The following is a 25096-nucleotide window of genomic DNA, read 5'->3' on the forward strand; positions in this document are numbered from 1 at the left end:
TGAACACGAACGCTGAGCGGGCGGCCAAGGAAGAAGCCCATCGATCTCAGTGGTCGGCGCGGCCGTCATGGTGCGACCGACGGTCGGCCGCCCGCTTCGGTGCGCGGCTTGGTGGCGGCGGCCGATTTGCCAAGAGCCGGCCGGGCGGATCCCACTGGCGACGCCCGTCGCTTAGCCAAGGCGGGCGTGCGGATCGAAGAATGACCCACGGACGCCGTCGGGTGTTGCTACGGGCAGGGAACGCGAGTCGGTGGGACGCCGTCGACCCGCGGCCGACACGGTTCTACGGCAACTGCTCGATGCTCAGCCGTGCGAGAAGGTCACTGGCCAACACCTTCTCGCTGCCACAGATCGCCCTCGGCTATGACGGACTCGCCATCGACGCCGCCCTGTTCACCATCCTCGCTGCACGCAAGCCGCGCACCGACACGACCGAGAAGAGCCGTGCCGAGCGTCGCGGAATCCGGCCCCCTGACCACATCCGCTGATGGCCCGACCTTCTCGAACACGCTCTGCTTATGGGCGAACGTGGATGATCGTCTTTCCCTTGCGGCGCTCGGTCGGGTTGAGGGCCGCGACGGCGTTGTCGAGGGTCGCGACGGTGTCGATGTTCGTCCGCAGTCGTCCGTCCCGTACCCGCTGCACGATCTCGCCCAGTTGGGCGCGATCGGACTCGACGACGAAGTCGACCGCCACGCCGTCGGCGGGCCGCACCTCGGTCGGCCCGACGACGGACACCAGCGTTCCTCCGGCGCGAATCAGGCCGGCGGACCGCCTCTGGACGTCACCGCCGATGACGTCGAACACCAGATCGACGCTGCCGGCGTCCTCCAGCGCCTCGTTCTCAAGGTCGATGAACTCTCGCGCGCCGAAGTCGAGGGTCTTCTGTCGGTCGGCCGCCCGTCCGGTGCCGATGACATAGGCCCCGAACTCGCGTGCGAGCTGCGTCACCATCGTCCCGACCGCGCCGGCCGCGCCGTGCACCACGACGGTCTGCCCCGCCTGAAGACGGCCGTGCTCGAACAGCCCCTGCCATGCGGTCAAGCCCGAGATCGGCAGGCTCGCGCCCACCGTGAAATCGACGTCGCCCGGCAGCGGCGCGAGGTTGCGCGCCTCGACCGCCACGTACTCCGCCAGGGTGCCGTCGCGATACCAGTCCGTGAGGCCGAACACCCGCTGTCCCACCGACAGCCCCGTCGTGCCATAGCCGAGCGCGGCGACCACTCCGGCCACCTCGTGCCCGGGGACCGACGGTGTCCGGTCACGGCCGGCGCGATCGGTCCAGGTCGAGGGCCACTCCATCTCAGTCGGGACGAACCCCGACGCATGAACCCGCACCACGACGTCGTTGATCGCTGCCGGCGGCTCGGGCCGCTCCACCAGCGTCATCCCGGCCGTCCCCGCAGCCTGGTCCCTCACCACGATCGCCTTCATCGGCACTCCCTGCATCCAGTCCTCGCAGCCAACGCTCTGCGCGATGGCCTATGGGCTATGGACTATATCGTCCATTTTTACTCCAGCCTACAGGCAGCTGCCCAGACGGGGACATATCGGTACACCAGCGCGAACTCGCCACACCAGGCCACCGGACGGTGGAGGCTCGCCGATGAAAGCTCCGGCACGTATGGACTAAATAGTCCAGCTCTACCCCGTGTGCAGCTACGCCCTCATCGCGGAGGACCTCATCACCGGATCCCTCGCCGGCGACGACGTCGCCGTGGGCGGGTACCACATCGGGATGCACAGGCCAAGTGGAAGTGGGTGGCGGTGGGGTTGCGGCCGTCCTGCCACGTGAAGAGGGCTGCATGGCTGTGATCACGCGTGGTTCCGGCGGCCGCAGACGTGACGACACCGATCTCCCGCCTGGTCAGTACCGCACCTTCGAACCCGACGCCCGCCAGGCGGTCCAGGGGCTGGGTCGTTCCCGCGACGGGCGGGCCACCAGATACCGAGCAGTTTCACCGTGGCCGGCGACGAGAGTAAGCCGCCCAGCGAAGTGTCCATCGTCATGTCGATTCGAACGCGCATCCGCCCACCACGTTCCTTAATACGAATGCGTCTATCGTCCACTTAAGATGACGACGAACGGGCTGGATGGCAGACCCGTGGCCACGGAGACCATGTAGCCGTGCGGCGGCAGCTGTGCGCAAAAAGGGTAGCCTGAGGCCTGTGAGCAGGCCGGAGAACGCACAGCCGGGGCGGAGGTTGACGCCGCGTGGGGCCGCCACCCGTGCGCGCATCGTGGCGGCTGCCACCGAGCTGATGTACGTGAAAGGCGTGAACGCGACCACGCTGGACGACGTCCGGGCTGCGAGCAATACCAGTAAATCCCAGCTCTACAACCACTTCCCGGACAAGGAAGAACTGGTCCGCGCCGTCGTCGCCGCGCGGACCGCGCAGGTCCTCGAACGTGAACGTGGCTACCTTCAGCGCTTGAAGTCGTTCCGCGGTCTGATTCGCTGGCGCGATGCGCTGGTGCAGCGAAACGCGTTGCGGAACGGCGCCTACGGCTGCGCGCTCGGCTCGCTGGCCGGCGAGCTCGCCGACCAGGACGACCAGGCCCGCGCCACGCTCGCCGAGTCGTTCGCCGAATGGGAAGGGCTGCTCGCCGCCGGCCTGCGGCGGATGCGGGACAGCGGGGCGCTCAGGCCGGATGCCGACCCGGAGAAGCTTGCCACGGGCCTGATGGCCGCCTTGCAAGGCGGGTACCTCCTCGCCGAGACGGCGCATGACATCAAGCCCATGGAGATCGCCCTCGATATGGCGCTTGACCACGTGAAGTCGTTCCTCACGGCGTGACGGCGTGCGCGCGGGCTCAAGGGACGCAGGGTCGCGCCGCCGAGAAACTGGCCGTCGTCGGCCGCCTCCACTGCCCACAGACCCTGTGGCACAGGGCTCCGCGACGACTGCAGTCTCGCATCTCGGCGAGGTCACGCACAGGCTGTCGCCTGCCGACCGTCTTGGCGGTTCTCGGGTCCCGTAGATCTCGAACGCCACCTGGGTATCTTCGGCAGACCAAGATCGCAATCGGCCGCTTCGTCATGACCACTCACCGAGCCGGCTGCTCTTACTCGTGTCGGTGCATGGGTTACGTGCAGCGAAAACAGCGAACAGCGTCGCGAGGAGGGCGAGTGCGCCGTATCCGAGGGCGATCTGCGGTAGCGAGAAGCTGTTGGAGAGCTGGCCGGAGATGAGGCTGGGGAACGTGGCGGCGCTGTAACAGATGAGGTAGATGACGCCGAAGATCGATGCCCGGTCGGCCAGGGTGCTGCCATGCAGCAGGCCGCGCGTGGCGGCGCTGATAGCGATGCCTTGACTGGCGCCGGCGACGATGGTTGCGGCGATGAACAACGCCAGTGTGCCGGTGGCGGTCGCGGTGATGATGCCGATCCATCCGATCAGGAAGATGATCATGCCGATGCGTTGGGCTGCCGCGGGCGTGAACCGGCCCTCGATGGGAGCAGCGAGAGCGCTGGGTGCCATGTAGGCGGCGAACACCAGTCCGAGGACGAGCGGGCTGCGGGTGTGAAGTTGATCTTCGACCAGTGCGGGCACGAAGGCTTGGTAGAAGGCCCCGGTCGCCCAGGTGGCCAGGAACACTGCGGCCGCGACAGGGAGAAGACGCCTGCCCCGGGCCGGTACGCGGACGTCGGGTCGCAGTGATCGCCAAGCGCCCGGCGACGGAGTTTCAGTCTCCGGGCTGATGGCGATGAGCGCGGAAGACAGGAGGAGGAGGCCGATGGCAACCAAGTAGATGAGCTCGCGTGGCCATGGGCCGAACTGGATCAAGGCTCCGGAGGCGATGGCGCCGACGGCAAGGCCCAGCATGACTGTCTGGCTGGAGGCGACGGAGGCCAACCAGGCCGGCCTGGCCGGTGCGGCATCGACGATGTAGGAGGTGAGGCTGGTGCCGGCAAGCCCGGCCCCGAGGCCCATCAGGAGCCGACCGGCGATCAGGGTACCGATGTCGTGCACGTTCAGCAGCAGTAGACAGCCCAGCACGAGCAGTCCGAGGCTCGCGATCGAGGTGGGCCGGCGGCCCAGGTGATTGGATAGCCGTCCCATCACCAACAGTGTGGTGAGCGTGGCAGCGGAGTAGGCGACGACGGTCATCGAGATATCGGCGTTGGTGAACCCCTCCTCGGCCCGGTAGATGTTGAAAAGCGGGATCGTCGAGCCCACCGCGACAAACGCGGCCGCCAGAGATGCCACCGCAGATGAGAAAGCCGGCCGGAGCGATCCGCCCCGGCCGACCTGCTTGATCACAGGTACCACGTTCCGATGCCGGGATTCTCAGACGAAGGTGAACAGCCGGTCGGCTTCGAAGCGTGAAATCGGGTCGCTGTACACCTTCGCCGGATCGGGGTAACCGAGCGCCAGCAGCACTGTCGTGGTGTGTCCGGTCTCGCGAATCTTGAACCCCTTGTCGACGCTGGTCGGGTCGAACCCTTCGAGCGGCATGGCTTCGACACCGAGTTCAGCGGCCGCCATCATGGTCATGCCCAGCGCCATGTAGGTCTGTTTTTCCATCCAGTGGTTCAGGTCCTTGTAGCCGTAGTTGCGCAGGTTGAGGAAGTCGCGGGTCATTGACTGCCACAGCGCGCGCTTCGCCGGGTCGGGGAAGCGACCGTCGGCGGTCTCTTTGTCGAACACCTCTTTGAGGTGGCTTTCGGGTAGATCTGCCCGGGTGGTGAGGATGATGGTGTGCGACGCGTTCAGGATCTTCTCGCTGTTGTCTTGGAATCGTTCCCCCAGGTGGGCCACGAGGCGCTCTTTGCCTTCGGCCGTGGCGAGTACGTAGAAGTGGTTGGGCTGAATGTTCGTCGATGTCGGCGTAGACCGCAGAAACCTCAACAATTTCTGAAGGGTTTCCTCTGGGATGGTCTTACTAGGATCGAAAGCCCTGGTGAGGTGCTTGTTCATGAGCTTGTCGAGATCCACGTCAATCTTCCTTCTTCTTGCGACCAGTAGGTGAGGAGCAGTGGTTCGTAGGGTTTGAGCTAGTTCTTGCTGTCCGCGTCCTGGGCCGGCACGGCTTCGCGCCAGGCGCGGAGCACATGCTCGATCGCGCTCTCGCTCGCCGCGTCGGGCCGTCGGCTCCGGGTGCGGGTTCACTGGGCCACGGCCGTATCGACCGAGCCGACGGCCGGAATGTCGAGGTCGGTCTGGTTGACGTTGTTGATGAAGTTGGTGAGCAGGAATCGCACTGCCAGCGCGACGATCGCCAGGATCTGCGGGTCGGTGTACCCCGCACCTCGCACACCCGCGAGTTCCGCGTCGCTGACCCGCCCGCGGCTGTCGACCACCTGTTGCGCGAAGCGAGCGGCCGCGGCGCGCTTGGGATCGACCGAGCTCCCGAGGCGGCCGAGTCTGAGGTCGTCGGCCGACATGCCGCCGAATTCGGTCGCGACGTAGGTGTGTACGGCCAGGCAGTAACTGCAGCCGTTGGCTTGCGACACGGCCAGCGCGATGCTGTGCCGCGTCTTCGCATCCAGAACCCGGCTCAAGGCGCCTTGCAGAGTCGTGACGACCTCGAGAACGGCCGAGTTGGACGCGATGGTCTTGAACATGTTCGGGACGAAGCCGAGCTGCGCGCCAACGTTGTCCAGTATCCGCTGCGCGCCGGCGGGTACATCAGGGGGAACGTTCAGTCGTGACACGGCGAATCGACCTCCGGTCGGGATGTGAGTGGTCGTCGGTGAGCCCACGTCGGACTCTTAGTGCTTCAGAGCTCCGCCGCAGGCCTTAGCCGCCCTGGCTGCGACCTGGCCGATGGCGTCGGCTGCGCGGGACACCTGGTGACCCGTATCGCGAGGGGTGACTCAGTCGGCGCCGAGTTCCGGATCTCTTCGCAACGGGAGCACCGTACAGAAGGACCATACAGTCCAGAAATTTTCTCGGCAACCCCAGTAGACCGGGGCGGCCGCACTTGGTGCAGTGGATGCAGGAGGGTCGAGGTCGGCGGATCAACGAGCCTGCTCAGACGCCTTCTGGGGTTACGCGACGAGCCATTCGACCGCTCGGAACGGCCGAGTTCAAGGCGCTTCGAGGCCGGTCGGCTCCGATACGATCGACTGACTCAGGATGGACTTTTAGGTCCAGTTTCACTTACGGCCGGGCTGGAACGAACGCAAGATCTCTCGGATCCGCCTGCGCCTCCGCCTCGCACCCCTCTACGAGGGGTTCGGGAATCACCGGATCAGCGGGTGCCCGTCTCACGGTGGGCCGGAGCGGTGCCGGGCGGCCCATGCCGATCGTGGCGCGGCCGGGGCCAGGCGGCGCCATCCTTGCCGACAACCTCATCCGTGCAGGTGAAGCAACATGTTCGTATTCGTTCAGGATTCCGCCCAGGCATTGGTGTCGTCGTACGCTCAGGTGGGCGATTCGAAAGCGAGCGAGGCAAAGTAGTGCCGTAGCGAGTGCGGCCACAAAGCTATCGGGGAGCCCTGCCACGCTGACCGCACTCACGGAGTGCTCCCGGTAGGGGTTGCGCGTGACCGGTTTCTCCTTGCGCCCGGAGAAGAGGTAGCCATCGTCGGTCGCGCCGTAGTCCGCAAGACGTTCGTCGATCGCATCCGAAACGTGCTGCTTGAGCCAGGCGTCGGCGTACGCTTTGAACAGCGTCTCGCCGCCTTTGGGTTCAACGAAGACGCGTACCCATTCGCCCTGTTGCGCCTTCGCAGCGAAGTCGTCGGCTCTCCGCCTGTCCAGTCCGAACGATCGTTGGCGCTGCCGTCCGGATCGTCCTCCGGGAACGCGACAGCGGACCATCCACGGGTGTTTACAGGACCGCCATCGGGAAGTGCCCGATGGCGGGCATGTCTTCGGCGCCTCCTGCCGTTGAAGCCACGACGCTCCACTTCCCCTCGGCGGATCGGGTGATCGCCGACGACCCCGACACCAATGGTGAAGCATGACCTGACGCTCAGCCTCAGTTGATGTTTCGAGTCCTACACTGACCGATATAACCGACGCGTCACACGAGGATTGGTCTTATGGGAATGCACTGTGCTAGAAGAATAGCGCAAGACGCGGGAATTTTGACCATCCGCTATGGACTCGTGATCAATCTGCTCGAAATCGGGCGACTGAAGTTCGAAGACTACGAGGTGGAGAATATTCGACCCCTCGTGACCTCAAGCTATCCATTCTCATGGCTTATCGCCAGGTTCGGAGAGGCGAAGGTCGCCAGATTGATCGGCGTCACTGAAATCGTTGTGGGTTCGCTGATCGGAGCAAAACCGGTTGCGCCGAGAGTGTCGGCCCTCGGCAGCCTCGCCGCCGTCGGAATGTTCGCCACCACCCTCAGCTTCCTGGCTACAACGCCAGAGGCGTGGCAGGAGACACGCCGGGAGCCGAAGCTGTCCCTCGCGGGACAGTTCCTGGTGAAGGACGTCGTACTCCTCGGAGCCTCCCTGCTGACGGCTGCGGACGCCCTGGAAGCCGCCCGGTGCCGGTAACTCGCGGCCTGGCGGGACTAACATGATCTGCAAGGGTCACCGCCCAGCGCCGTGGACCTCGACCACCCAGATAACCCCCCAAGGTACTCACTCGGCGTGATCATCAGGCGCCGATATCGGTGACGCGCTGTTTGTTGCCAGTGGCTGGTACACCGCCCGAGGCGGCCCGGTGGGCCCGGCAATCCGCAACGGCGCCTCGTCCAAGACGGGTTTCCGCCGACGTCGGGCCGGCGCAGCTCCAGGTGCCACGGGACCCGCCGGGCGAGTTCGAACCACAGACCGCGCCCAGCAGGCCAACCGGGTCGCCGGGGCCCGATAGATCATCTCCCTGTATGCCAGGTGGGCCGACCACCGGCGTGATTCCGGCGCGCCCAGCAGTGGTTCACCCATCTACCTGGGGTAACAGCAGATAAGCAAGAGCCGGTCGCCCGTCAATGGTGTAGTTCGAACGCCGCCGCGTATACCAACGACGTGGGCCTGCCGGCCGAGGAGGCCGGTCCATCCAGTGGCGAATCGCTCGGAACCGCCAGGCGTTTCACCCACATCGGCCTGGTCAACGCCACCTGCGCCATCGATCGGGCCGAACGGCGCAACGCCGCCTGAACCCAGGGAGATGACATGGCCGGATGGCGTGAGGTCATCGCCGAGTTCGCGGCGACGGCGATCCTGCTGGCGCTGACTGTCAGCGCGATCGTCGTGGGATTCGCGACCGGCTCGCCCATCGTCACGGCCATCCCGTGCCACGACCTTCGGCGGCTGCTGACGGGGATCCTGATCGCGGGCATCGCCGTGGCCATCGTCTACTCCCCGCTCGGCCGGACCAGCGGCGGGCACATGAACCCGGCGATCACCCTGGCCTTCTTCCTGCTCCGCAAGCTCACCCCGCGCTCGGCCGCCGCGTACGCCGCCGCCCAGTTCGGCGGAGCCGTCACCGGCGTGTTGCTGGCCCTGCTCACCTGGGACCACTCTGCCGCCGACGTTCGTCTCGGAGCCACCGTCCCCGCGCTCGGTGGTCCGGCGGCGTGCCTGGGCGCGGAGGCCGCCATGACCTTTCTGCTGGTAACACTGATCCTCAATTTCGTCGACCGACCACGCCTCATGCCCTTCACCGGGGCGGCGGCCGCTCTCCTGGTGGCGGTGCTGTTCTTCGTCGAGCGTCCGATATCCGGGACCAGTCTCAACCCGGCCCGTAGCCTCGGACCTGCGCTCGTCGGCTCCGTCTGGACAGGGCTCTGGGTCTACCTGACGGCACCGCCGCTCGGCGCCCTGGCGGCAGCGTTGCTGTACCGGCGGCGTCGCAGGACAGTGGCCTGCGGAAAGCTCATCCACGACAGCGCGTACGCATGCCATTTCCTCGACTGCCACTACTCGCCGCCCGCGATGCGGATCCATGCACGAGACGCGGGTCGCATGCGGTGAGTTACTTGATCTCTTTGCTCGCCGAGTGCGGATGCTCGGTGGCCTCGACCACGCGGGCCGCCATGCCCTGCTCGGCCGCCTTGCCGTACGAGCGCGGGTCGTAGACGTTCTTGTTGCCCACGTCACCGTCGACCTTCAGGCTGCCGTCGTAGTTCTTGAACATGTGGTCGGCGACCGGCCGGGTGAAGGCGTACTGCCTGTCGGTGTCGATGTTCATCTTCACCACGCCGTACGACACCGCCTCCCGGATCTCCTCCAGCGTGGAGCCGGAACCGCCGTGGAAGACCAGCTCGAACGGCTTGTCCTTGCCGTGCTTCTCGCCGACGGCATCCTGGATCTGCTTCAGCACCTCCGGCCGCAGCTGGACGTGGCCCTTGTACACGCCGTGGACCGTCCGCGGCCCGCGTCCGTTGGCCATCCGGGCGGTCGGTCCTGATGAGTCGGACCAGGTCCCGGGTATGCATACGGCTGGGCCGCCGGCCGGTATACGACTTCAACACGTCCCATACCTATCTGCACCGCCCATAGGCGTACGAAGGATAGAAGGCCTGGACAGTGCTCCGAGGGTCGAGCGAGGGCATCCATCATGAACACACCGCGAGGGCGAGTCCTGGTGCTGTACGGCATCGGCGGTGATCTCGCCAAGAAAATGATCATTCCAGCGCTGTATCGGCTCACCGCTCGCGGCGCACTCGACGTTCAGGTCATCGGCGTGGATCGTGGTTCGCTGGATGCGGCGACCCTGCGCGAACACGCACGGACCAGCGTCACCACCGCCTGCGGATCGGTCGATGAAGACGTCTTCGGCGCGTTCGCCGACAGGCTCACGCCGCCGGTGACCGGCGACGCGACCCGGCCGGACCTCTACGCCGAACTCGCGCGGCGCATCGGCGACGCGTTCGCCGTTCACTATCTGGCCGTGCCACCCGCATTGTTCGGGCCGATAGCCGAAGGACTAGGCGCCGCGGGGCTTAACACCCACGGTCGGCTGGTGGTGGAGAAGCCGTTCGGCCACGACCTCCCCTCGGCGCGCCGGCTCAATGCCGCGTTGCACCGGTACTTCCCCGAGGAACGGCTGCTCCGGGTTGATCATTTCCTCGGCAAGGAGCCGGTCCAGAACCTCATGATCTTCCGCTTCGCCAACAGCCTGCTGGAACCGATCTGGAATCGCGATCACGTCGCCGCCGTCGAGATCACAATGGCCGAGGCGTTCGACGTCGCCGACCGGGGGGCTTTTTACGATGCGGTGGGCGCCATCCGCGATGTCGTCCAGAACCACCTGCTGCAAGTCCTGGCATACCTGGCCATGGATCCTCCGGCCGACGACGACGCCGAGTCCGAACGCAGCGAGAAGCGGCGGTTGATGTGTGCGATACGCCCGATCGACCCCGGCGACGTCGTGCGCGGTCAGTACGCCGGCTATCTCGACACGCCCGGCGTCGCCCCGGGGTCGACCGTCGAGACGTACACGGCGGTGCGGCTGTGGATCGACAACTGGCGCTGGGCGGACGTGCCTTTCCTGATCAGGACGGGTAAGGCGCTCGCGGTCACCAGCACCGAGATCGCCATCCGGCTCCGCCGGCCGCCACGCATGCTGTTCATCGGCGGCGACGCCGACCGGCCGCGCCCGAACATCGTGCGCTTCCGGCTCGAGCCCGACCCCGGGGTGACGTTCGAGTTGCTCGCCAAGGCCCCTGGAAGGGTCGGCGCGACACGCGAGGTGCCCGTATCAGTCGACTTCCCCTGTCGGGTGGAGAGCGCCTACGAACGGGTCTTCGCCGACGCGCTCGCCGGCGACCCGCGCCACTTCGCCCGCGAGGACACCGTCGAAGAACAATGGCGCATCGTCGAGCCCATCCTCGACCTCAAGACGCCGCCAGAGTTGTACGAACCCGGCGGGTGGGGCCCGACCACTGCCGACCGGCTCACCCCCGAGGGCCAGTGGATCCCCACCACCATCCGTCCATGATTTCGTTTCGTCGGGCGACCTTGTCGGAATGGCTGTCGGCAACGCCGGGCGTCGTCGGCCACGGCCTGTTTCCACCTCGGCTTGTCGCGAACGTGCCGGTCGGCCGCGATGCTTCGATCGAGCGGCGAACGGTGCAGGACCGGCCGTGGGCGCTGCACGCCGGTGAGGTAGGCGTCCGCGGCGGCCCGGTAGTGGCCGGCGGAGAACAGCAGCGTCGTCGTCGTAGTCGCCGGACTCGATGGCCTTATCGAAGATCGACGGGTTCGGGGTGAGCCCGGTCACCGCGTAGCGGTCGATATGGCTGCGGATTCATCCGGAGTCGAGCATGCCGCGGGTGATGTTGTCCAGCCAGAGGCTCTGGCCGCGCTCGTGCAGGGTCTGGGTCGGTTTCACCGCGCTCCCCGCCCCCTCATCGCCAGCTCACGAGCGATCCGGGAGACCTTCTCGGGGGTGAAGCCGAACTTCGAGAGCAGCTGCTTGAGGGGCGCCGACGCACCGAAGGTATGCATGCCGACGACGGTGCCCTCGGGCCCCACGTACCGGTCCCAGCCCAGCGTCGACGCCTGCTCGATCCCCACCCGGGCGGTCACCTCCGGCGGCAGCACCTGGTCGCGGTACTCGCGCGGTTGCCGCTCGAACAGCTCCCAACACGGCATGCTCACCACCCGGACGCCGATGCCTTCTCCGGCGAGCTCCTCCCGCACGGCCACGGCGAGCGCCACCTCCGAGCCGGTGGCGAGCAGGATGACATCGATCCGCCCGTTCGAGGAGTCCGCGAGCACGTACGCGCCCTTCGCGACCCCGTCGGCTCCGTTCATCTGTGATCGGTCGAATGTGGGAAGCGGTTGCCTGGACAGGACCAGAGCGGCCGGCTCCCGGCGGAGCCCCGCGACGACCCGCCAGGTCTCGACGACCTCGCCTGCGTCGGCCGGCCGGAAGACCAGCAGCCCGGGCATGGCCCGAAGGGACGCGAGCTGCTCGACCGGCTGATGCGTCGGACCATCCTCACCGACGCCGATCGAGTCATGGGTGAAGATGTGCACGACCGGGATCTCCATCAGCGCGGACAGCCGGATCGCGCCTCGGGCGTAGTCGGAGAAGATCAAAAATCCCGACCAGTACGAGCGGAGCTTGGTCAGCGCCATGCCGTTGGCGATCGCGGCCGCGGTGTGCTCCCGGACCCCGAAGTGGAAGTTCCGTCCGCCGCGCTGGCCGGGCTGGAAGTCTCCGGCACCGTCGAAGCCAAGGCGGGTCTTCGTCGACGGCGCAAGGTCCGCCGAGCCCCCCAGCAGCCACGGCACGGCCTCGGCGACCGCGTTGAGCACCTGACCTGACGACGCACGCGTCGCCATACCCTCGGGGTCGGCCGGGAACGAGGGCAGCATGTCCTCCCAGCCATCCGGCAACTCCCGGCGCTGCATGCGCTCGATCTCCTCGGCAAGCGCCGGATGGATGCTCGCATACTCCTTGAAGCGCGCCTCCCAGTCGGCTCGGGCATGCGCGCCGCGCTGGCCGATCCCCGCCGCGAACCAGTCGTACACGCCGTCAGGGATGAAGAACTCCGCGTCCTCCGGCATCCCGAGGAAGCGCTTGGTCGCCCTGACCGCCTCGACGCCCAGCGGCTCGCCGTGCACTCTCGGCGAGTCCTCCAGCGGCGAGCCGTAGCCGATGTGGCTGTGGACCACGATCAGCGTAGGGCGCTCGTGCTCGGCCTTGAACGAGTGCAGTGCATGGGAGACCTGATCGACGTCGTTCGCGTCCGCCACCATCATGACGTTCCAGCGATATCCGATGAAGCGCGCCGCCACATCCTCGGTGAATGTGATGTCGGTATGGCCTTCGATCGTCACCCGGTTGGAATCGTAGATCCAGCACAGGTTGGACAACCGCTGATGGCTGGCGATAGACGCCGCCTCCGAGGAGATCCCTTCCATCATGCAACCGTCCCCGGCCAGCGCATAAACGTCGAAATCAAAGATCGGAAACCCATTCCGGTTGTACCGCGCCGCAAGCCACTGCTCGGCCATCGCCATACCCACCGACATCGCCACACCCTGGCCGAGCGGTCCGGTCGTCGCCTCCACCCCGCTCGTCCACCGGTACTCCGGATGGCCCGGCGCGTGGGAGTCCAGCCGGCGAAACGTCTTCAGGTCCTCAAGAGTCACCGCCGGCCGGCCGAGCACCTCATAATCGGGATCGACGGCACGGACGCCCGCCAGGTGCAACAGAGACCACAACAGCGCCGACGCATGTCCCTCGGAGAGCACGAAGCGGTCGCGGTTTGGCCAAATCGGATCGGCGGGATCGAATCGCAGGAACCGCTGCCACAGCGTGTAGGCGACCGGCGCGATATCCATCGGCGTGCCCGGATGACCCGACTCCGCCTTTTGGATCGCATCCAAACAAAGCCCACGAATTACATTTATGGACAAGGCGTCCATGACTCCCCCTAATTCGAACGCTACCACCGGCGAAGATCACCCGATAGGGGCATGGAGGTCTCACCCGACGAGGCACCGGCTAAAGCCGGATGCCGGTCGTTAAAGGTTCAGTCCGCGCAGCTTCCGGCGAGCCGTGCAGATGTGCCCCCGGCGCGGATCTCTATGGGACGGCGGATGGGACCTCAAGGTCGGCGGCGCGCCATGGCACCGGCGCGGCGAGGCAGGGGCTCGCGTCCGCGGGGTTGGCGGATCCAGCAGTCCGGAGCCGGCGCGGCCGGTGTCGGCAGCGTGGCCGGCTCCTCGCCGAGCAGGAAGTCCTCACCGTGGTGCATCACCGAAAGCGGATCACCCTCCAGAAGGTGATAGGTCGTCGTATCCCCCGTGACGACGACCTGGAATCGGCGACCGCGATAGCACAACCGGAAGGCGAGCCGCGTGATGCCGTCCGGCAGGTGCGGGTCGAACCTGATGCGACCGCCACCGGCTCGCATTCCACCGAATCCGGCGACGAGCGCGGTCCAGGCGCCGGCGAGCGAGGCGATGTGCACTCCGTCCCGGGTGTTGTGCTCCAAGTCGTCGAGGTCCATCAGCGCGGCTTCGCCGAGATAGTCGTAGGCGAGGTCGAGCTGGCCGATCTCAGCGGCGATCACGGCCTGGACGGCTGCGGACAGCGATGAATCACGCACGGTGAGCGCCTCGTAGTAGGCGAAGTTGCGCACCTTCTCTTCGAACATGAAATCCTCGGCACAAAGGTACATGGCCAAGACCAGGTCGGCCTGCTTTACCACCTGCTTTCGATAAAGCTCGAAATACGGGAAATGAAGCATCAACGGATACTGCTCCGGTTCGGTGGCAGCGAAATCCCAGCGCTTATGCTCGGTGAATCCCTCGCTCTGCGGGTGAACCCCGAGCTGATCGTCGAACGGCAGGTATGTGGCGTCGGCGGCGGCACGCCATGAGGCGGTCTCGTCGACCGTCACTCCCAGCTGCTGGGCTGCGTCCGGGTGACGGACGGTCGCGTCGGCCGCCGCGCGCAGGTTCCGCCGTGCCATGAGGTTGGTGTAGACGTTGTTGTCCGCCAGCGCGCTGTATTCATCGGGGCCCGTGACGCCGTCGATGCGAAATCGGCCGTCGACGTCGTGATGACCGAGACTGCGCCACAGCCGGGCTGTCGCCACGAGCAGCGGCAGGCCGCTCTCTCGCTCGAACCCGAGGTCGTGCGTCGCGTCCACGTACCGCGCCACCGCGCATGCGATGTCGGCGTTTATGTGGAACGCAGCAGTGCCGGCCGGCCAATAGCCTGAACATTCCTCGCCATGGATCGTCCGCCAAGGGAAGGCGGCCCCGTGGAGCCCGAGCCGCTCGGCGCGGTCCTCGGCTTGCGGAAGGGTGGTCCGCCTCCAATCCAGCGTGTCCGCGACCGCGCTCGGGTAGGTATAGCTGAGGACCGGCAGGACGAACGACTCGGTGTCCCAGAAGGTGTGCCCGTCATAGCCGGGACCGGTCAGTCCCTTCGCCGGGATGGGCCGTTGTTCCGTCCGAGCGCCCGCCTGCAGGAGGTGGAAGAGCCCGAAGCGGACCGCCTGCTGCACCTGCGGATCACCGTCGATCTCCACATCCGCCCCCGACCAGAAGTCGTCGAGGAACGCGCGCTGTTCGCTCACCAGGCCGTCCCACCCGGTCGAACCTGCACCGGCCAGCGCCGCCATGACCTGATCGTGCATGGCCGGCCGTGACCGCTGCGCCGACCAGCCGTACGCCAAGAGCTTGACCAGCCTCAGCCGCTGGCCGGGTTCCAGCCGGGTCACCACCGTGAACCGGCTGATATCACCCGCGCCGCTGAGATCCACGTCGGTGCCCTCGGGGGCGTCCACCTCGTTACGCATGACGGCCGCTATCCGTAGTCCACTGGCCCGGATCCGATGGATCATCATGGCGCAGTGCTCCGCGGCGACGTTCTCCTCCATGACCAGCGGCGACTCCAGTACCGCGGCTGCTCGCGGGTCCCCGCTCAGTGCGGGCAGCGACTCGTTCGCCACCAGTTCCGACTGGACGACGATCCGCACCGGGCGATCGAGGGCTTCGACCTCGTAGCGAATCGCCGCGACGGCGCGCTGGGTGAACGAGACGAGCCGCGTGGAGGCGACACGCACCGGACAGCCGGACGGCGCGCTCCAGCGCACCCGGCGGGTCAGCGTGCCGGCGCGCAGGTCGAGAAGGCGCTCGTGCTCGTGCAGCCTGCCGTAACGGATCTCGAAGGGCTCGTCATCGACGAGGAGCCGGATCAACTTACCGTTGGTGACGTTCACCACCGTCTGCCCGGATTCGGGATACCCGTAGCCGGCCTCCGCATACGGGAGTGGCCGCTGTTCGTACACCGAGTTCAAATAGGTCCCGGGCAGTCCGTGCGGCTCACCTTCGTCAAGATTGCCGCGCATGCCGATATGCCCGTTCGACAGTGCGAACACCGACTCCGTTTGCGCGAGGGTGCCCATGTCCAGGTCGCGCTCTCGGACCACCCAAGGCTCCACGGTGAATGCCGAATTCGTGATCATGATGACTCCATCAGCTCCGTTCGGTAGGAACCGCGGGGGCTCCGGTCTGGTGGAGCGCTCGCGCCCGCCCGGTACGATCGACACCGCCACGGAGGCGAAGCGGCCTGGCCGTGCCGCTGCACCCCGGCAAGAACGTCTTGAAGACCGTCACCTGGAAGGCCGACACCGAGTGCCTGTGCACGCCGGACCTGCGGCTGATGCCGACCCGCACTTCGGTTGCCGGTGCCAGGCGGTCACGGCGTTGCCGATCCATAGAGTGGACCGATGCCTCCGCGCCGGGTCGATTTTTGGATTAGGCGCCCCCGCGACCGGCCTACTCGCCGGCCCTTGACGCTGCGGGCGCTATGCGGACCTCAGAGGCCGTACTCCTGCAGCAGTTTGAGCCAGACCTCGCTCGTGGTCGGGAACGTCGGAACGGCGTGCCAGAGCCGTTCGAGCGGGATCTCGGCGGTCACCGCGATCGTGGCCCCGTGCAGCAGGTCGGCCGCTGCGGGGCCGACGAAGGTGGCGCCGAGCAGCACACGTCGGTCCTCGTCCACGACCAGCCGGGCCCGGCCGGTGTAGCCGGGGACCTGCAGCTCGGCACCGATGACCGCACCGATGTCGTAGTCGACGGCGCGTGTGCGGAAGCCGTCCGCGCGGGCCCGGGCCTCCGTACGCCCGACGGCGCAGACCTGGGGGTCGGTGAAGACGACCTGGGGGGCGCCCAGCGGGTCGGCGCGGTCACGCAGCGACGGCAGGTCGTCGGGGCGCCCGTGGGCGCGGGCGGCGATGACGTCTCCGCAGATGCGGGCCTGGTACTTGCCCATGTGGGTGAGCAGGTTGAGCCCGTTGACGTCGCCGACCGCGTAGAGCCAGCCGTCGGGGACCGCGGTCGCCCGCATGCTCGCATCCACCTCGATGGGGCCGTCCGGCCGGATACCGACGGTCTCCAGGCCGATGTCGTACACGCCCAGGCGGCGGCCGGTGGCGACGAGGATCTCGTCGGCCTCGAACCGCGAACCGTCATCGGCCTGGACCGTCACCGGCCCGTCGGCCCCCTGGCGTTCGACCCGGGTGAGGGTGCGGCCGAAGTGCAGGTCGATGCCCGATTCCGCGAGCGACCGGGCCACCAGCTCACCGGCGAACGGCTCGGTCCGGGTGAGCAGGCGGTCCTCGCGGACGAGGACGGTGGTCTCCACGGCGCCGAGGGAGTGCAGCGCCTGGGACATCTCACAGGCGACGGGTCCGCCGCCGATGACGATGAGCCGCTTCGGCGCGTGCCGGGTGCTCGTCGCCTCCTGGTTCGTCCACGGACGTGCCTCACGCAACCCGGGAACATCGGGGATCGCAGGCGTGCTACCGGTCGCCAGGACGATCGCGTGCCGGGCGCCCAGCGACCGGGTTCCACCCCCCGGCACCGCGACATCGACCCGCAACGGGCCGGCCAGGCGGCCACGGCCCCGGACGAACGTCGCCGGCAGCTTCTCCAGCCAGTTCACATAGCCGCTGTCGTCGAAGTGGGACACCACCTCGTCACGGCGGTCGTACACCGCAGTCGCCTCGATCGGGCCGCGAAGCCCAAGCCCCGGCATACGGCCTACCTCGGAGGCCAGCTCCATTGGCCACAGCAGCGCCTTGCTCGGCACACACGCGTAGTAGTTGCACTCGCCGCCCACCAGGCGTTCCTCGACGACGGCCGCCGTCAGGCCACCACGCACGACGCGCGCGGCGGCGTTCTCTCCGACCGGGCCCGCGCCGATCACGATCACATCGAAGACGTCGTTCCCATCCGCCATGCCGGTCTCCGATCCCCCGCAACGCCTCAGCACGAACCGCCACGTTTGCCACCATTCCCGCATTTCTGATGAGAAGACGCAAAACGCCGGTAACGGGACCGTCGATCAATTCACGTGGCGCACCCCCGCCGGCTCCAGCCAACGGCGAGTCGATGCTGCGGGAGATGGGGGTGCCCCCGGCCCCCGCGGGGACGCGGGGGCCGGGGGTACGAGGTGTCAGCCGAGCGTCCAGCTCTGGTTGGCGGCGCCGGTGCAGGTCCAGATCTGCAGCTGGTTGCCGTCGGCGGTGCTCCAGTCGGTGTCGTCGAGGCACTTGCCGGAGTTGGTGTTGACCAGGCTGTTGCCGGCGCCGACGGTCCAGGACTGGGCGCCCGTGCCGTTGCAGTCGTACAGCTGCACCTTCGCGCCGTCGGCGGTGCCGGCCGCGGTCACGTCGAGGCACTTGCCGAGCGCCTGGAAGGTGTTGCCGCTGTGCGTCCACAGCTGCGCGTTGGTGCCGTTGCAGGTGTAGAGGTCCACCTTGGTGCCGTTGGCGGTGCCGGCGCCGGCGACGTCGACGCACTTGCCGCCGTAGCCGTGGATGGGGGCGGCGCCCGGCGGCGGGTTGGTCGTGCCGCCGCCGGTGATCGCCTTGAAGATGCCGGTGAACTGGTAGTTGCTCTGCGGGGTGCCGCTGGAGCCCTGGTTGTCCCGGCCGAGCGACCAGAAGGTGAGCTCCTGGATGCCGTTGCTCGCGGCGAAGGATTCCAGGTCCTGGGCGTCCGAGGTGGTGAACACCTCGGTGCTGACGTCGTTGACGCCGATCATCGGGCAGTTGCCCTCCATCGCCCACAGCTGGCTGGAGGTCTTGCTGGTCCAGATCTGACCCAGCTGGGTGTGCAGGCCGTTCGCCGCGCTGATCGCGGCCTGGCCCATGTCCATGGACCCGCCGTAGTCCATGGTCATGATGTTGACGAGGTTGACGTTCAGATTGTGGCTCTTGGCGTTCTGCAGCAGGGCGATGCCGTCGGATTCCAGGCCGGACGGGCTGACCGGCAGGGTGTAGTCGACGGTCAGGGTCTTGCCCTGCGCCGCGTACTGCTGCTGGAGGTTGGCGAGGGCCTGGTTGCGCCGGTCGTTGGCGGCCGTGTCGTCCAACGTGGAGCCCTCGATGTCGAGGTCGATGCGGGTGAGATTGAACTGGTCGATGACCTTCTGGTACTGCGCCTGCATCGCCGCCACGGTGCCGCAGGAGGTCAGTTCGGTGCCGCCCGCGCCGCCGAAGGACACGATCACGTCGCCGCCGGCCGCGCGCAGGTTGTTGACGGCGTTGTTCCAGCCCGCGTCGGTGATCGGCGTGTCACCGTTGATCGTGGCGTTGCAGGTGCCCTGGCTGATGACGAAGGCCAGGGTGTAGTACTTGTTGCCGGTGGCGTTGTAGGCGTTCATGAGGGTGGACGGGTCGTTCCACATCTCCGCGTACGGGGCGGCGTAGTGCGCGGGGAATCCGGGGCCCGGGTTGGCGGCGGCCGACGCCGAGCCGGCCGTGACGCCCATGAGCGCGGCGGCGGCCAACGGCACCGCGGCGAGCGTCGCGATGAGCCGTCTGATGCGGGGGCGGGTCATGCGGGGTCTCCTCCTGTAACTGGGGTTGGGTGAGGGCCGGGGCGAAGCCCTCGCTCCCGTGGCTCTCGGATCAGGGGCCGCTGGTCAGGTAGGCGACGGTGCTCCCGGAGCGGACGGCGCCGCCGGAGTTGTTGATGATGTGGCTGATGGTCCCGGTGCCGCCGAGGGAGACGGTGACCATGTCGTGGAAGGCCGAGCCGGTGGAGGGGACCTCGATGGCCCGGTCGGCGACCACGCCCGGGTTCGTACTGAAGTAGCAGTAGACGCCGAGCCCCCACGCCTGGTGGGAGGTGACGCCCGCGGCGACCTTGTAGGAGGCGTAGCCGTTGGTGCCGCCGCCCGGCGTCCAGCTCGCGTTGCCGGGGACGTCGTACGGCATCTCGGACTGGTAGAAGTACGTGCGGCCGCCGTTGCCGTTCCACAGCACCTGGTACTGCTGGTAGTGCTCGGTGAAGAGCCCGTACGCCGTGACGTTCGCGCCGTTGACGACGAGGCCGTTGGCGGCGGTGTTGGTGTTCCAGCCGACGGTGCCGCCGTTGCCGTGGTCGGCGCGCCACAGCCACGAATGGTCGATGATCGTGTTGTTGCTGTTGATCACCAGCGACTGAGCGGCCTTGCCGGCGACGTCGCCGCCGACGCGGAAGAACACGTCGTGCAGGGTGATGGGGTCGGAGGAGTGGCCGGCGGAGGAGCCCGCGGGGCCGACCTGCATGAGCGTCTGGCTGTTCGTGGTGCCGGCGCTGATGAGCAGGCCGGAGATGTCGATGCCGTCGACGTCGGCGGTGGTGATGGCGGTGACGCCGTTGTCCGGAACGAACGTGGCCAGGCCGAGCCCGAGCACGACGGTGTCGGGCCGCGTGATGTTCAGGGGCGCGTTCAGGTGGTAGACGCCCGGGGTCACCAGCAGGTTCTTGCCGGACGCGAGGGCGGCGTTGATGGTCGCCGCGGTGTCGCCGGACTTGACCACGTAGAACTGGGTGATGGGAATGGTGGTGCCGGCCGTGCCGCCGGAGGTCCAGTCGGGCCCGACCGCGTTGGTGCGCTGAGCGGGGACCCGCACGTTGTAGAGGCCGGTGGAGTCGACGTAGAGGTACGGCTTCTCGCGCAGGGTCGGGGTGGCGGAGACGTTGGTGTACGTCGGGAACGACTGCCCGGGGGCGCCGGTGTCGCCGACGAACACCATGTTCCAGTTCGAGCCGGTCCAGCCGCCCATCACGGTATTGCGGGTGAGGAACTGCTGCTGGGTGCCGGAGTCGATCTGACCCGAGACCCGGCTGTCGCCGATGTATCCGCCGGACGACCAGTTGCTCGAGGTGTTGCCCGAGGTGTAGTCGTCCAGCGTCATGTTGCCGTGGACGTCGACGCGCCGGAACGGGTCGGCCTGGGAGACGGCCCATTCCAGGGTGCCGGAGCCGGGCGTGTCCGAGAGGTTCTCGACTCCGCGCCAGAAGTTCTGCGTGGCGTTGCCGCCGGACCAGGCCGCGTCCACGTGCACGCCGCCACCGGTCAGCGAGACGTCGGTGGGCTGGGCGCCGAGCCCGGCCACCTGGGTGTAGAAGCCGACGGGGACGTCGACGTTGTAGCTGCCGGGCCTGAACAGCAGCGCGTACCGGTTCGTCCCGAACTGGTTGCTCTGCTGGGAGCCGTAGATCGAGTTGATCGTGGACTGGATGCTCGACGCCGGCATCGACGGGTCGAAGATCTTGACGTTCGGCCCGAGGTCGGGGTTGTTCGGGTTGGTCGGCACGCTTCCGCCCACGGGAGTGAGGACGAAGGACTGGGCGGCCGTGCCGTTGCAGGTGTACTGCTGGAGCTGGACGCCGTCGGCCGTCGAGGCCCCGGGGACGTCCAGGCATTTCCCGCTGTAGCGGTTGACGAAGTGGTAGTTCGCGCCGGCCTCCTGCACCGGCTGCCACTCCTGACTGGCCCAGCCGCCGTTGTTCCACAGGTGGATCTTCGCGCCGTCGGCGGTCGAGGGGCCGTCGACGTCGACCGCGGGCTGCGATCCGTTGGAGTTGACGATCACGTAATAGCCGGTGTCCGCGGCGGTCTTCAGCTGCCACTGCTGGGCGGTGGTGGCGTTGCAGGTGTACTGCTGCACGGCGGTGCCGTTGGCGGTTCCGGCCGCCGCGGCGTCGACGCACTTGCCGCTGCCGGCGTTGACGAAGGTGTAAGGAGTGTCGACCGCGGGGGCCGCGGACGCGGGCGCTGCGGTGAGTGCGCAGAGCGCGGCGGCCGTGAGCGCGGTCGCCCAGCTCAGCGCGAGCGCGCGCCTACCGGACAGATGTCGCATGGGGGTCCTTCGCTTGGCGGGGCGGGATCGCGGTGGATCCCAGCGGAGGCATGGTGGGTCTCGTGGGCCCGGCGCGCGCCGGCGGGCACGTGCCGGGCCCGGTCGGGACGGTCCGATTTCCGGTTCGGTCCGCCCGTTGCCGCCGTCGAGGCACGGCGGGGCTCAGCGGTCGGTCAGGCGAAGAGGCTCCGGCTGCGATGAGGCGCGCGGGGGAACGTGAAGGCGGCGGCGCACGGAGACGGGTGATCTGGTCGAGGCATGCCGAGGCTCCCTGCTCGAGAGTGCCCGTCTCGCCAGGCGGACGCCGGCGTCGGCGGGGACGGTCGGGGCCGGACCCCGTCACCCTGGAGAGCGTGACGGTCCTCGAAGGTCCGATGCGTGCGGCGCCGCCGCCGGACCCGGACGTCGCAACGGTGGCAACTGGAAGGAAACACCGAACACATCAACGTGTCAATCAGATGACTCCTCTTTTTTCTCGCCGTGAAGAAAGTAGTACTCTCCGTCTCGACAGAGCCTTTGCGCCCCCGGATGATGGGTTCGAGGCGTCATGGGGCCGTCGGTTACTCTCGGGAAAGGAGGCCACATGTAACGGGCGATGAAAGAGGATCAGCCTGTGCGACAGCGAGCAACCGTCCGGCAGGTCGCCGAGGAGACCGGGCTGTCGATCGCCACCGTCTCCCGCGTGCTCAACGGCCAGAACAACGTCGCCCCGCGCACGCGTGAGGTGGTGCTGGAGGCCGCCGGGAGGCTCGGCCGCCGGCCGCCGCACCGGCGCTCGCCCGTCATCTACGTCCGCTGCCCGTACGTCCTGAGCGACTACTTCGGCCTGATCGTCTCCTCGATCGCCGAGGCCGCCGCCACCCAGCGGCTGGAGGTGCTCCTCAACGCCGGCGAGTCCGCCCAGCGCACCGACGCGCTGCGCGGCCTGCCCTCACGGACCGGGATCGGCGGGGCCATCCTCATCCTGCCGCCCGAACCCGCCGACGATCTCGTCCGGCTGCGCGACAGCGGCTTTCCCTTCGTCGTCGTCGACCCCCGCACGACTCCCCCGCGCGACCTCGCGGCGGTCTCGGCCGCCCACTTCACCGGGGCCCGCGCGCTCATGTCCCATCTGGTCGCCCTCGGGCACCGCCGCGTCGGCATCATCGCCGGTCCGCGCGACTGGCTGGTCACCGACGCCCGTACCGCCGGTCATCTCGCCGCGCTCGCCGACGTCGGGGTCCTGCCCACCCCGGACCTCATGCGGCACGTCCCCGAGCCCACCGTCGATCACGGCCACCGGGCCGCCGGCGAACTGCTCGACCAGCCCGACCCGCCCACGGCGCTGGTCGGCTTCAACGACAAGATGGCCGTCGGCGCCCTGCGCGCCGCCGCCGAGCGCGGCCTGCGGGTACCGGACGACCTCTCGATCGCCGGCTTCGACGACATCGATCTCAGCCGCGCGACCCACCCGCAGTTGACCACCGTCCGGCAGCCGCTGGCCGAGATGGGCCGCATGGCCGTCACGCTCTACACGCGGCTGCTGGACCAGCAGGAGCACGAGGCGCTGCACGTCGAGCTCGCGACCGAGCTCATCGTCCGCTCCTCCACCGGCCCCGTTCCGCTCCAGGCGTGACCGAGCCCGCCGCGCCGCCCGGCTCGCGGCGCCGTATGGCGCAGGTCGGGCCGTGCGGCGGCCTCACTCTTCGGCCAGGACGATGACGCGGTCGTCGGCGGACAGCGTGAGCGGGGCGGCCTTGTCCGGGTTGAGCACCACGCCGTAGCCGGGCGGCCGGTGGAACTCATCACGCCGCCGGTATCCCAGCGCCGTCTGCCCGCGCCTGCGGGCGGCTTCGACGACGGTGGCGAAGTTCGCGGACGCGCCGGGCAGCAGGTAGTCGCCGGCCGGCTTGAGGTAGATCTCCGACCCGGTCGGATCCAGGAGGTTGGCGAACACCTCCCGCAGGTGATGGTTCTCGGTGAGCTGAGTGAGCAGCAGGCTGATGAGCCGGGCGCTGACGACGAAGTCGTCGGCCTTGGTGACCTGGGCGACCTCGCGGTTGCCCTCGTCGTTGATCTCGGTGACGATCGAGTACGGGTCCCCGATGCGCTCTTCCATGTCCCGCAGGTGCAGCAGGGTGACCAGCGTGCGCGCGTCGGCGTGCTGTGGCTCGCAGGTGTCGTCGGACAGCACGATGACGTGCTGGTAGGAGCCCACGTCCAGGGTCTCCAGCGCGGCCCGGTCGGTCGGGTCACAGCGGGTGAAGCCCATCGTGAGGTTCTGGAGGACGGCCGGTTGCTCACGGGGGTCGTCCTGGGGAGCCGCGATGTCGAGGACCGATCCCGGCTGCGCGAACGCGTCCAGCAGGCTGATGATCTTCGGTGCGCGGTGGTTCCAGCCGACCAGCAGCGTACGGGCGGGCTTCGCGGGCTGGGGCTCCGTGGTGCTGAGGGCTTCGGCGACGACCGGCGGCGGATCGTCGGTGAGCCGGATCAGCAGGTCGTCCTCCGCCAGCACGATGATCTCGTCGTCGGCCTGGATGACGGTGTCCATGGGCGGGTTCACCAGGACGGCTCCGTCCGCGCGCCGGAGCCCGATCGGGATGCCGAGTTCGTACGCGTCGAGCGCGTCGCCGTACGTCCTGCCCGCCAGCGACGGCTCGGATCGCAGATAGAACTCGTTGCCGGAGAAGTCCAGCAGGTCGGTGCAGACGGTCGACAGTCCCGACTGGCGGTGTGACTGCACGACGAGCCGGACGCCGATGTCATCGGCGTCGACGACGTGCGCCGCAGGACCACCCGCGAGCCGCGCCGCGGGCAGATTGGCCGAATCGGTCACGGCGGCCACGACCGGCGGCCGGTGCGCCCCCCACTCCCTCGCTCCGAGCGAGAGCAGCACCTTGATCACGTGAATGTCGGGATCGTCGGCGAGCGGCGCGAGCACCATGATGGACCGGGCGGTTCCGGGGCTGACCAGCTCCAGGTCGGCGGGTTTGAGGGGGTCGCCCCGGCGACAGACCACCCGGGTCTTGCCGGTGTCGCCGAGGCGGTGGCGGATCGCCTCCTCCATGTCGACCTTGTCCTGGTCGGCGAGGATCGCCACGCAGGAGCGGCGCTCGCTCTGGTTGGCCTTGACCAGCTCGGACACCACCGTGAAGACCTGGTCCGACCAACCCAGCAGCACGGTGTGGTTCCGCTCGATGATCTTCGAGTGGCCTTTCCGCAGGTCCGCGATTCTCGCTTCCAGGCCGGTGGTCAGGACACCGATCAGGGCGCTCACGATGAAGATGCCGCCGACCGTGACGGCCAGCATCAGCCCCAGGAACATCGGGGTGCCGGTGTCCCCGGCCACGGTGCCGGGGTCGATGGCGCGCATCAGGGTGCGCCAGAGCATCCCCGGCCAGTGCCCGTTGTGCCGGGCGTCGGCCGGCGCGAGCGCCACCGTCAGGGAGGCGAACACGACGATCAAGATCGCCGAGGCCAGGCCGAGCCACCCGATCAGCGCCGGCGTGCCCCTCGACATCGTGTTGTCGAAGGCGTACCGCGCCCGGTCCCGCCACCGCGCCTGAGCCACCCGTGTCCCCCTGTCCGGCCGCA

17 protein-coding genes and 1 pseudogene are annotated in these 25096 nt (G+C 68.0%); 7 read left to right on the forward strand and 11 right to left on the reverse strand.

Annotated features, from left to right (window positions below):
* Positions 1-200 precede the first annotated feature (200 nt).
* Positions 201-488, forward strand: coding sequence for a hypothetical protein (locus NE234_RS37410; protein WP_252785696.1), 288 nt, complete (start codon positions 201-203; stop codon positions 486-488).
* Positions 489-516: 28 nt separating this feature from the next.
* Here NE234_RS37410 and NE234_RS37415 read toward each other — a convergent pair whose 3' ends face one another.
* Entirely contained in the window at positions 517-1434 is a 918-nt protein-coding gene (locus NE234_RS37415) for an NADP-dependent oxidoreductase (protein ID WP_252785697.1), read from the reverse strand.
* Between the two features lie 735 nt (positions 1435-2169).
* On the opposite strand from NE234_RS37415, the gene NE234_RS37420 reads away from it, so the two are divergent.
* Positions 2170-2799: a TetR/AcrR family transcriptional regulator gene (locus NE234_RS37420; protein WP_252785698.1), complete on the forward strand. Its 630-nt coding sequence runs from the start codon at positions 2170-2172 to the stop codon at positions 2797-2799.
* A gap of 240 nt (positions 2800-3039) precedes the next feature.
* Here the strand turns inward: NE234_RS37420 and NE234_RS37425 are convergent, their stop codons facing one another.
* The 3 genes from NE234_RS37425 to NE234_RS37435 all read right to left on the reverse strand — a co-directional run bounded on the left by NE234_RS37425 (position 3040) and on the right by NE234_RS37435 (position 5660).
* Positions 3040-4266, reverse strand: coding sequence for an MFS transporter (locus NE234_RS37425; RefSeq protein WP_252785699.1), 1227 nt, complete (start codon positions 4264-4266; stop codon positions 3040-3042).
* Positions 4267-4293: 27 nt separating this feature from the next.
* Complete coding sequence (locus NE234_RS37430; protein WP_252785700.1) at positions 4294-4941, reverse strand: nitroreductase family protein; 648 nt, start codon at positions 4939-4941, stop codon at positions 4294-4296.
* Positions 4942-5111: 170 nt separating this feature from the next.
* A complete protein-coding gene (locus tag NE234_RS37435) occupies positions 5112-5660 on the reverse strand; it encodes a carboxymuconolactone decarboxylase family protein (protein WP_252785701.1) in 549 nt (182 codons plus the stop codon).
* Between the two features lie 1341 nt (positions 5661-7001).
* Here NE234_RS37435 and NE234_RS37440 point away from each other — a divergent pair.
* From NE234_RS37440 to NE234_RS37445, 3 genes are all read left to right on the forward strand, one after another.
* Entirely contained in the window at positions 7002-7460 is a 459-nt protein-coding gene (locus NE234_RS37440) for a YkgB family protein (protein ID WP_256530074.1), read from the forward strand.
* Between the two features lie 471 nt (positions 7461-7931).
* Entirely contained in the window at positions 7932-8063 is a 132-nt protein-coding gene (locus NE234_RS44815) for a hypothetical protein (RefSeq protein ID WP_256530053.1), read from the forward strand.
* A 15-nt stretch (positions 8064-8078) separates the two neighbouring features.
* Positions 8079-8879, forward strand: a complete 801-nt coding sequence (locus NE234_RS37445; protein ID WP_252785703.1) for an MIP/aquaporin family protein — start codon at positions 8079-8081, stop codon at positions 8877-8879.
* Between the two features lies 1 nt (position 8880).
* Here NE234_RS37445 and NE234_RS37450 read toward each other — a convergent pair.
* Positions 8881-9270, reverse strand: a pseudogene (locus tag NE234_RS37450) (class II fructose-bisphosphate aldolase); the annotation flags it as partial.
* 222 nt (positions 9271-9492) lie between these two features.
* Between NE234_RS37450 and zwf the strand changes: the two are divergent.
* Positions 9493-10848 (forward strand): glucose-6-phosphate dehydrogenase, encoded by a 1356-nt coding sequence (gene zwf, locus NE234_RS37455; RefSeq protein WP_252785704.1) that lies wholly within the window; start codon positions 9493-9495, stop codon positions 10846-10848.
* Between the two features lie 389 nt (positions 10849-11237).
* Here the strand turns inward: zwf and tkt are convergent, their stop codons facing one another.
* From tkt to NE234_RS37480, 5 genes are all read right to left on the reverse strand, one after another.
* Complete coding sequence (gene tkt / locus NE234_RS37460; RefSeq protein ID WP_252785705.1) at positions 11238-13289, reverse strand: transketolase; 2052 nt, start codon at positions 13287-13289, stop codon at positions 11238-11240.
* Positions 13290-13471: 182 nt separating this feature from the next.
* Positions 13472-15844: a glycoside hydrolase family 65 protein gene (locus NE234_RS37465; RefSeq protein WP_252785706.1), complete on the reverse strand. Its 2373-nt coding sequence runs from the start codon at positions 15842-15844 to the stop codon at positions 13472-13474.
* A gap of 353 nt (positions 15845-16197) precedes the next feature.
* Complete coding sequence (locus tag NE234_RS37470) at positions 16198-17622, reverse strand: dihydrolipoyl dehydrogenase family protein (protein WP_252785707.1); 1425 nt, start codon at positions 17620-17622, stop codon at positions 16198-16200.
* Between the two features lie 216 nt (positions 17623-17838).
* Positions 17839-19227 carry a ricin-type beta-trefoil lectin domain protein gene (locus tag NE234_RS37475; RefSeq protein WP_252785708.1) on the reverse strand — a complete coding sequence of 463 codons (1389 nt, stop codon included), beginning with the start codon at positions 19225-19227 and terminating at the stop codon, positions 17839-17841.
* 70 nt (positions 19228-19297) lie between these two features.
* Positions 19298-21520 carry an RICIN domain-containing protein gene (locus NE234_RS37480; protein ID WP_252785709.1) on the reverse strand — a complete coding sequence of 741 codons (2223 nt, stop codon included), beginning with the start codon at positions 21518-21520 and terminating at the stop codon, positions 19298-19300.
* 613 nt (positions 21521-22133) lie between these two features.
* On the opposite strand from NE234_RS37480, the gene NE234_RS37485 reads away from it, so the two are divergent.
* Positions 22134-23135 carry a LacI family DNA-binding transcriptional regulator gene (locus tag NE234_RS37485; RefSeq protein WP_252785710.1) on the forward strand — a complete coding sequence of 334 codons (1002 nt, stop codon included), beginning with the start codon at positions 22134-22136 and terminating at the stop codon, positions 23133-23135.
* A gap of 63 nt (positions 23136-23198) precedes the next feature.
* On the opposite strand, the gene NE234_RS37490 is transcribed toward NE234_RS37485, so the two are convergent.
* Positions 23199-25073, reverse strand: a complete 1875-nt coding sequence (locus tag NE234_RS37490; RefSeq protein WP_252785711.1) for a CASTOR/POLLUX-related putative ion channel — start codon at positions 25071-25073, stop codon at positions 23199-23201.
* Between the last annotated feature and the right edge of the window lie 23 nt (positions 25074-25096).

Origin of the sequence: Actinoallomurus rhizosphaericola, assembly GCF_024055675.1 — a bacterium.
Taxonomy (GTDB): domain Bacteria; phylum Actinomycetota; class Actinomycetes; order Streptosporangiales; family Streptosporangiaceae; genus Actinoallomurus; species Actinoallomurus soli.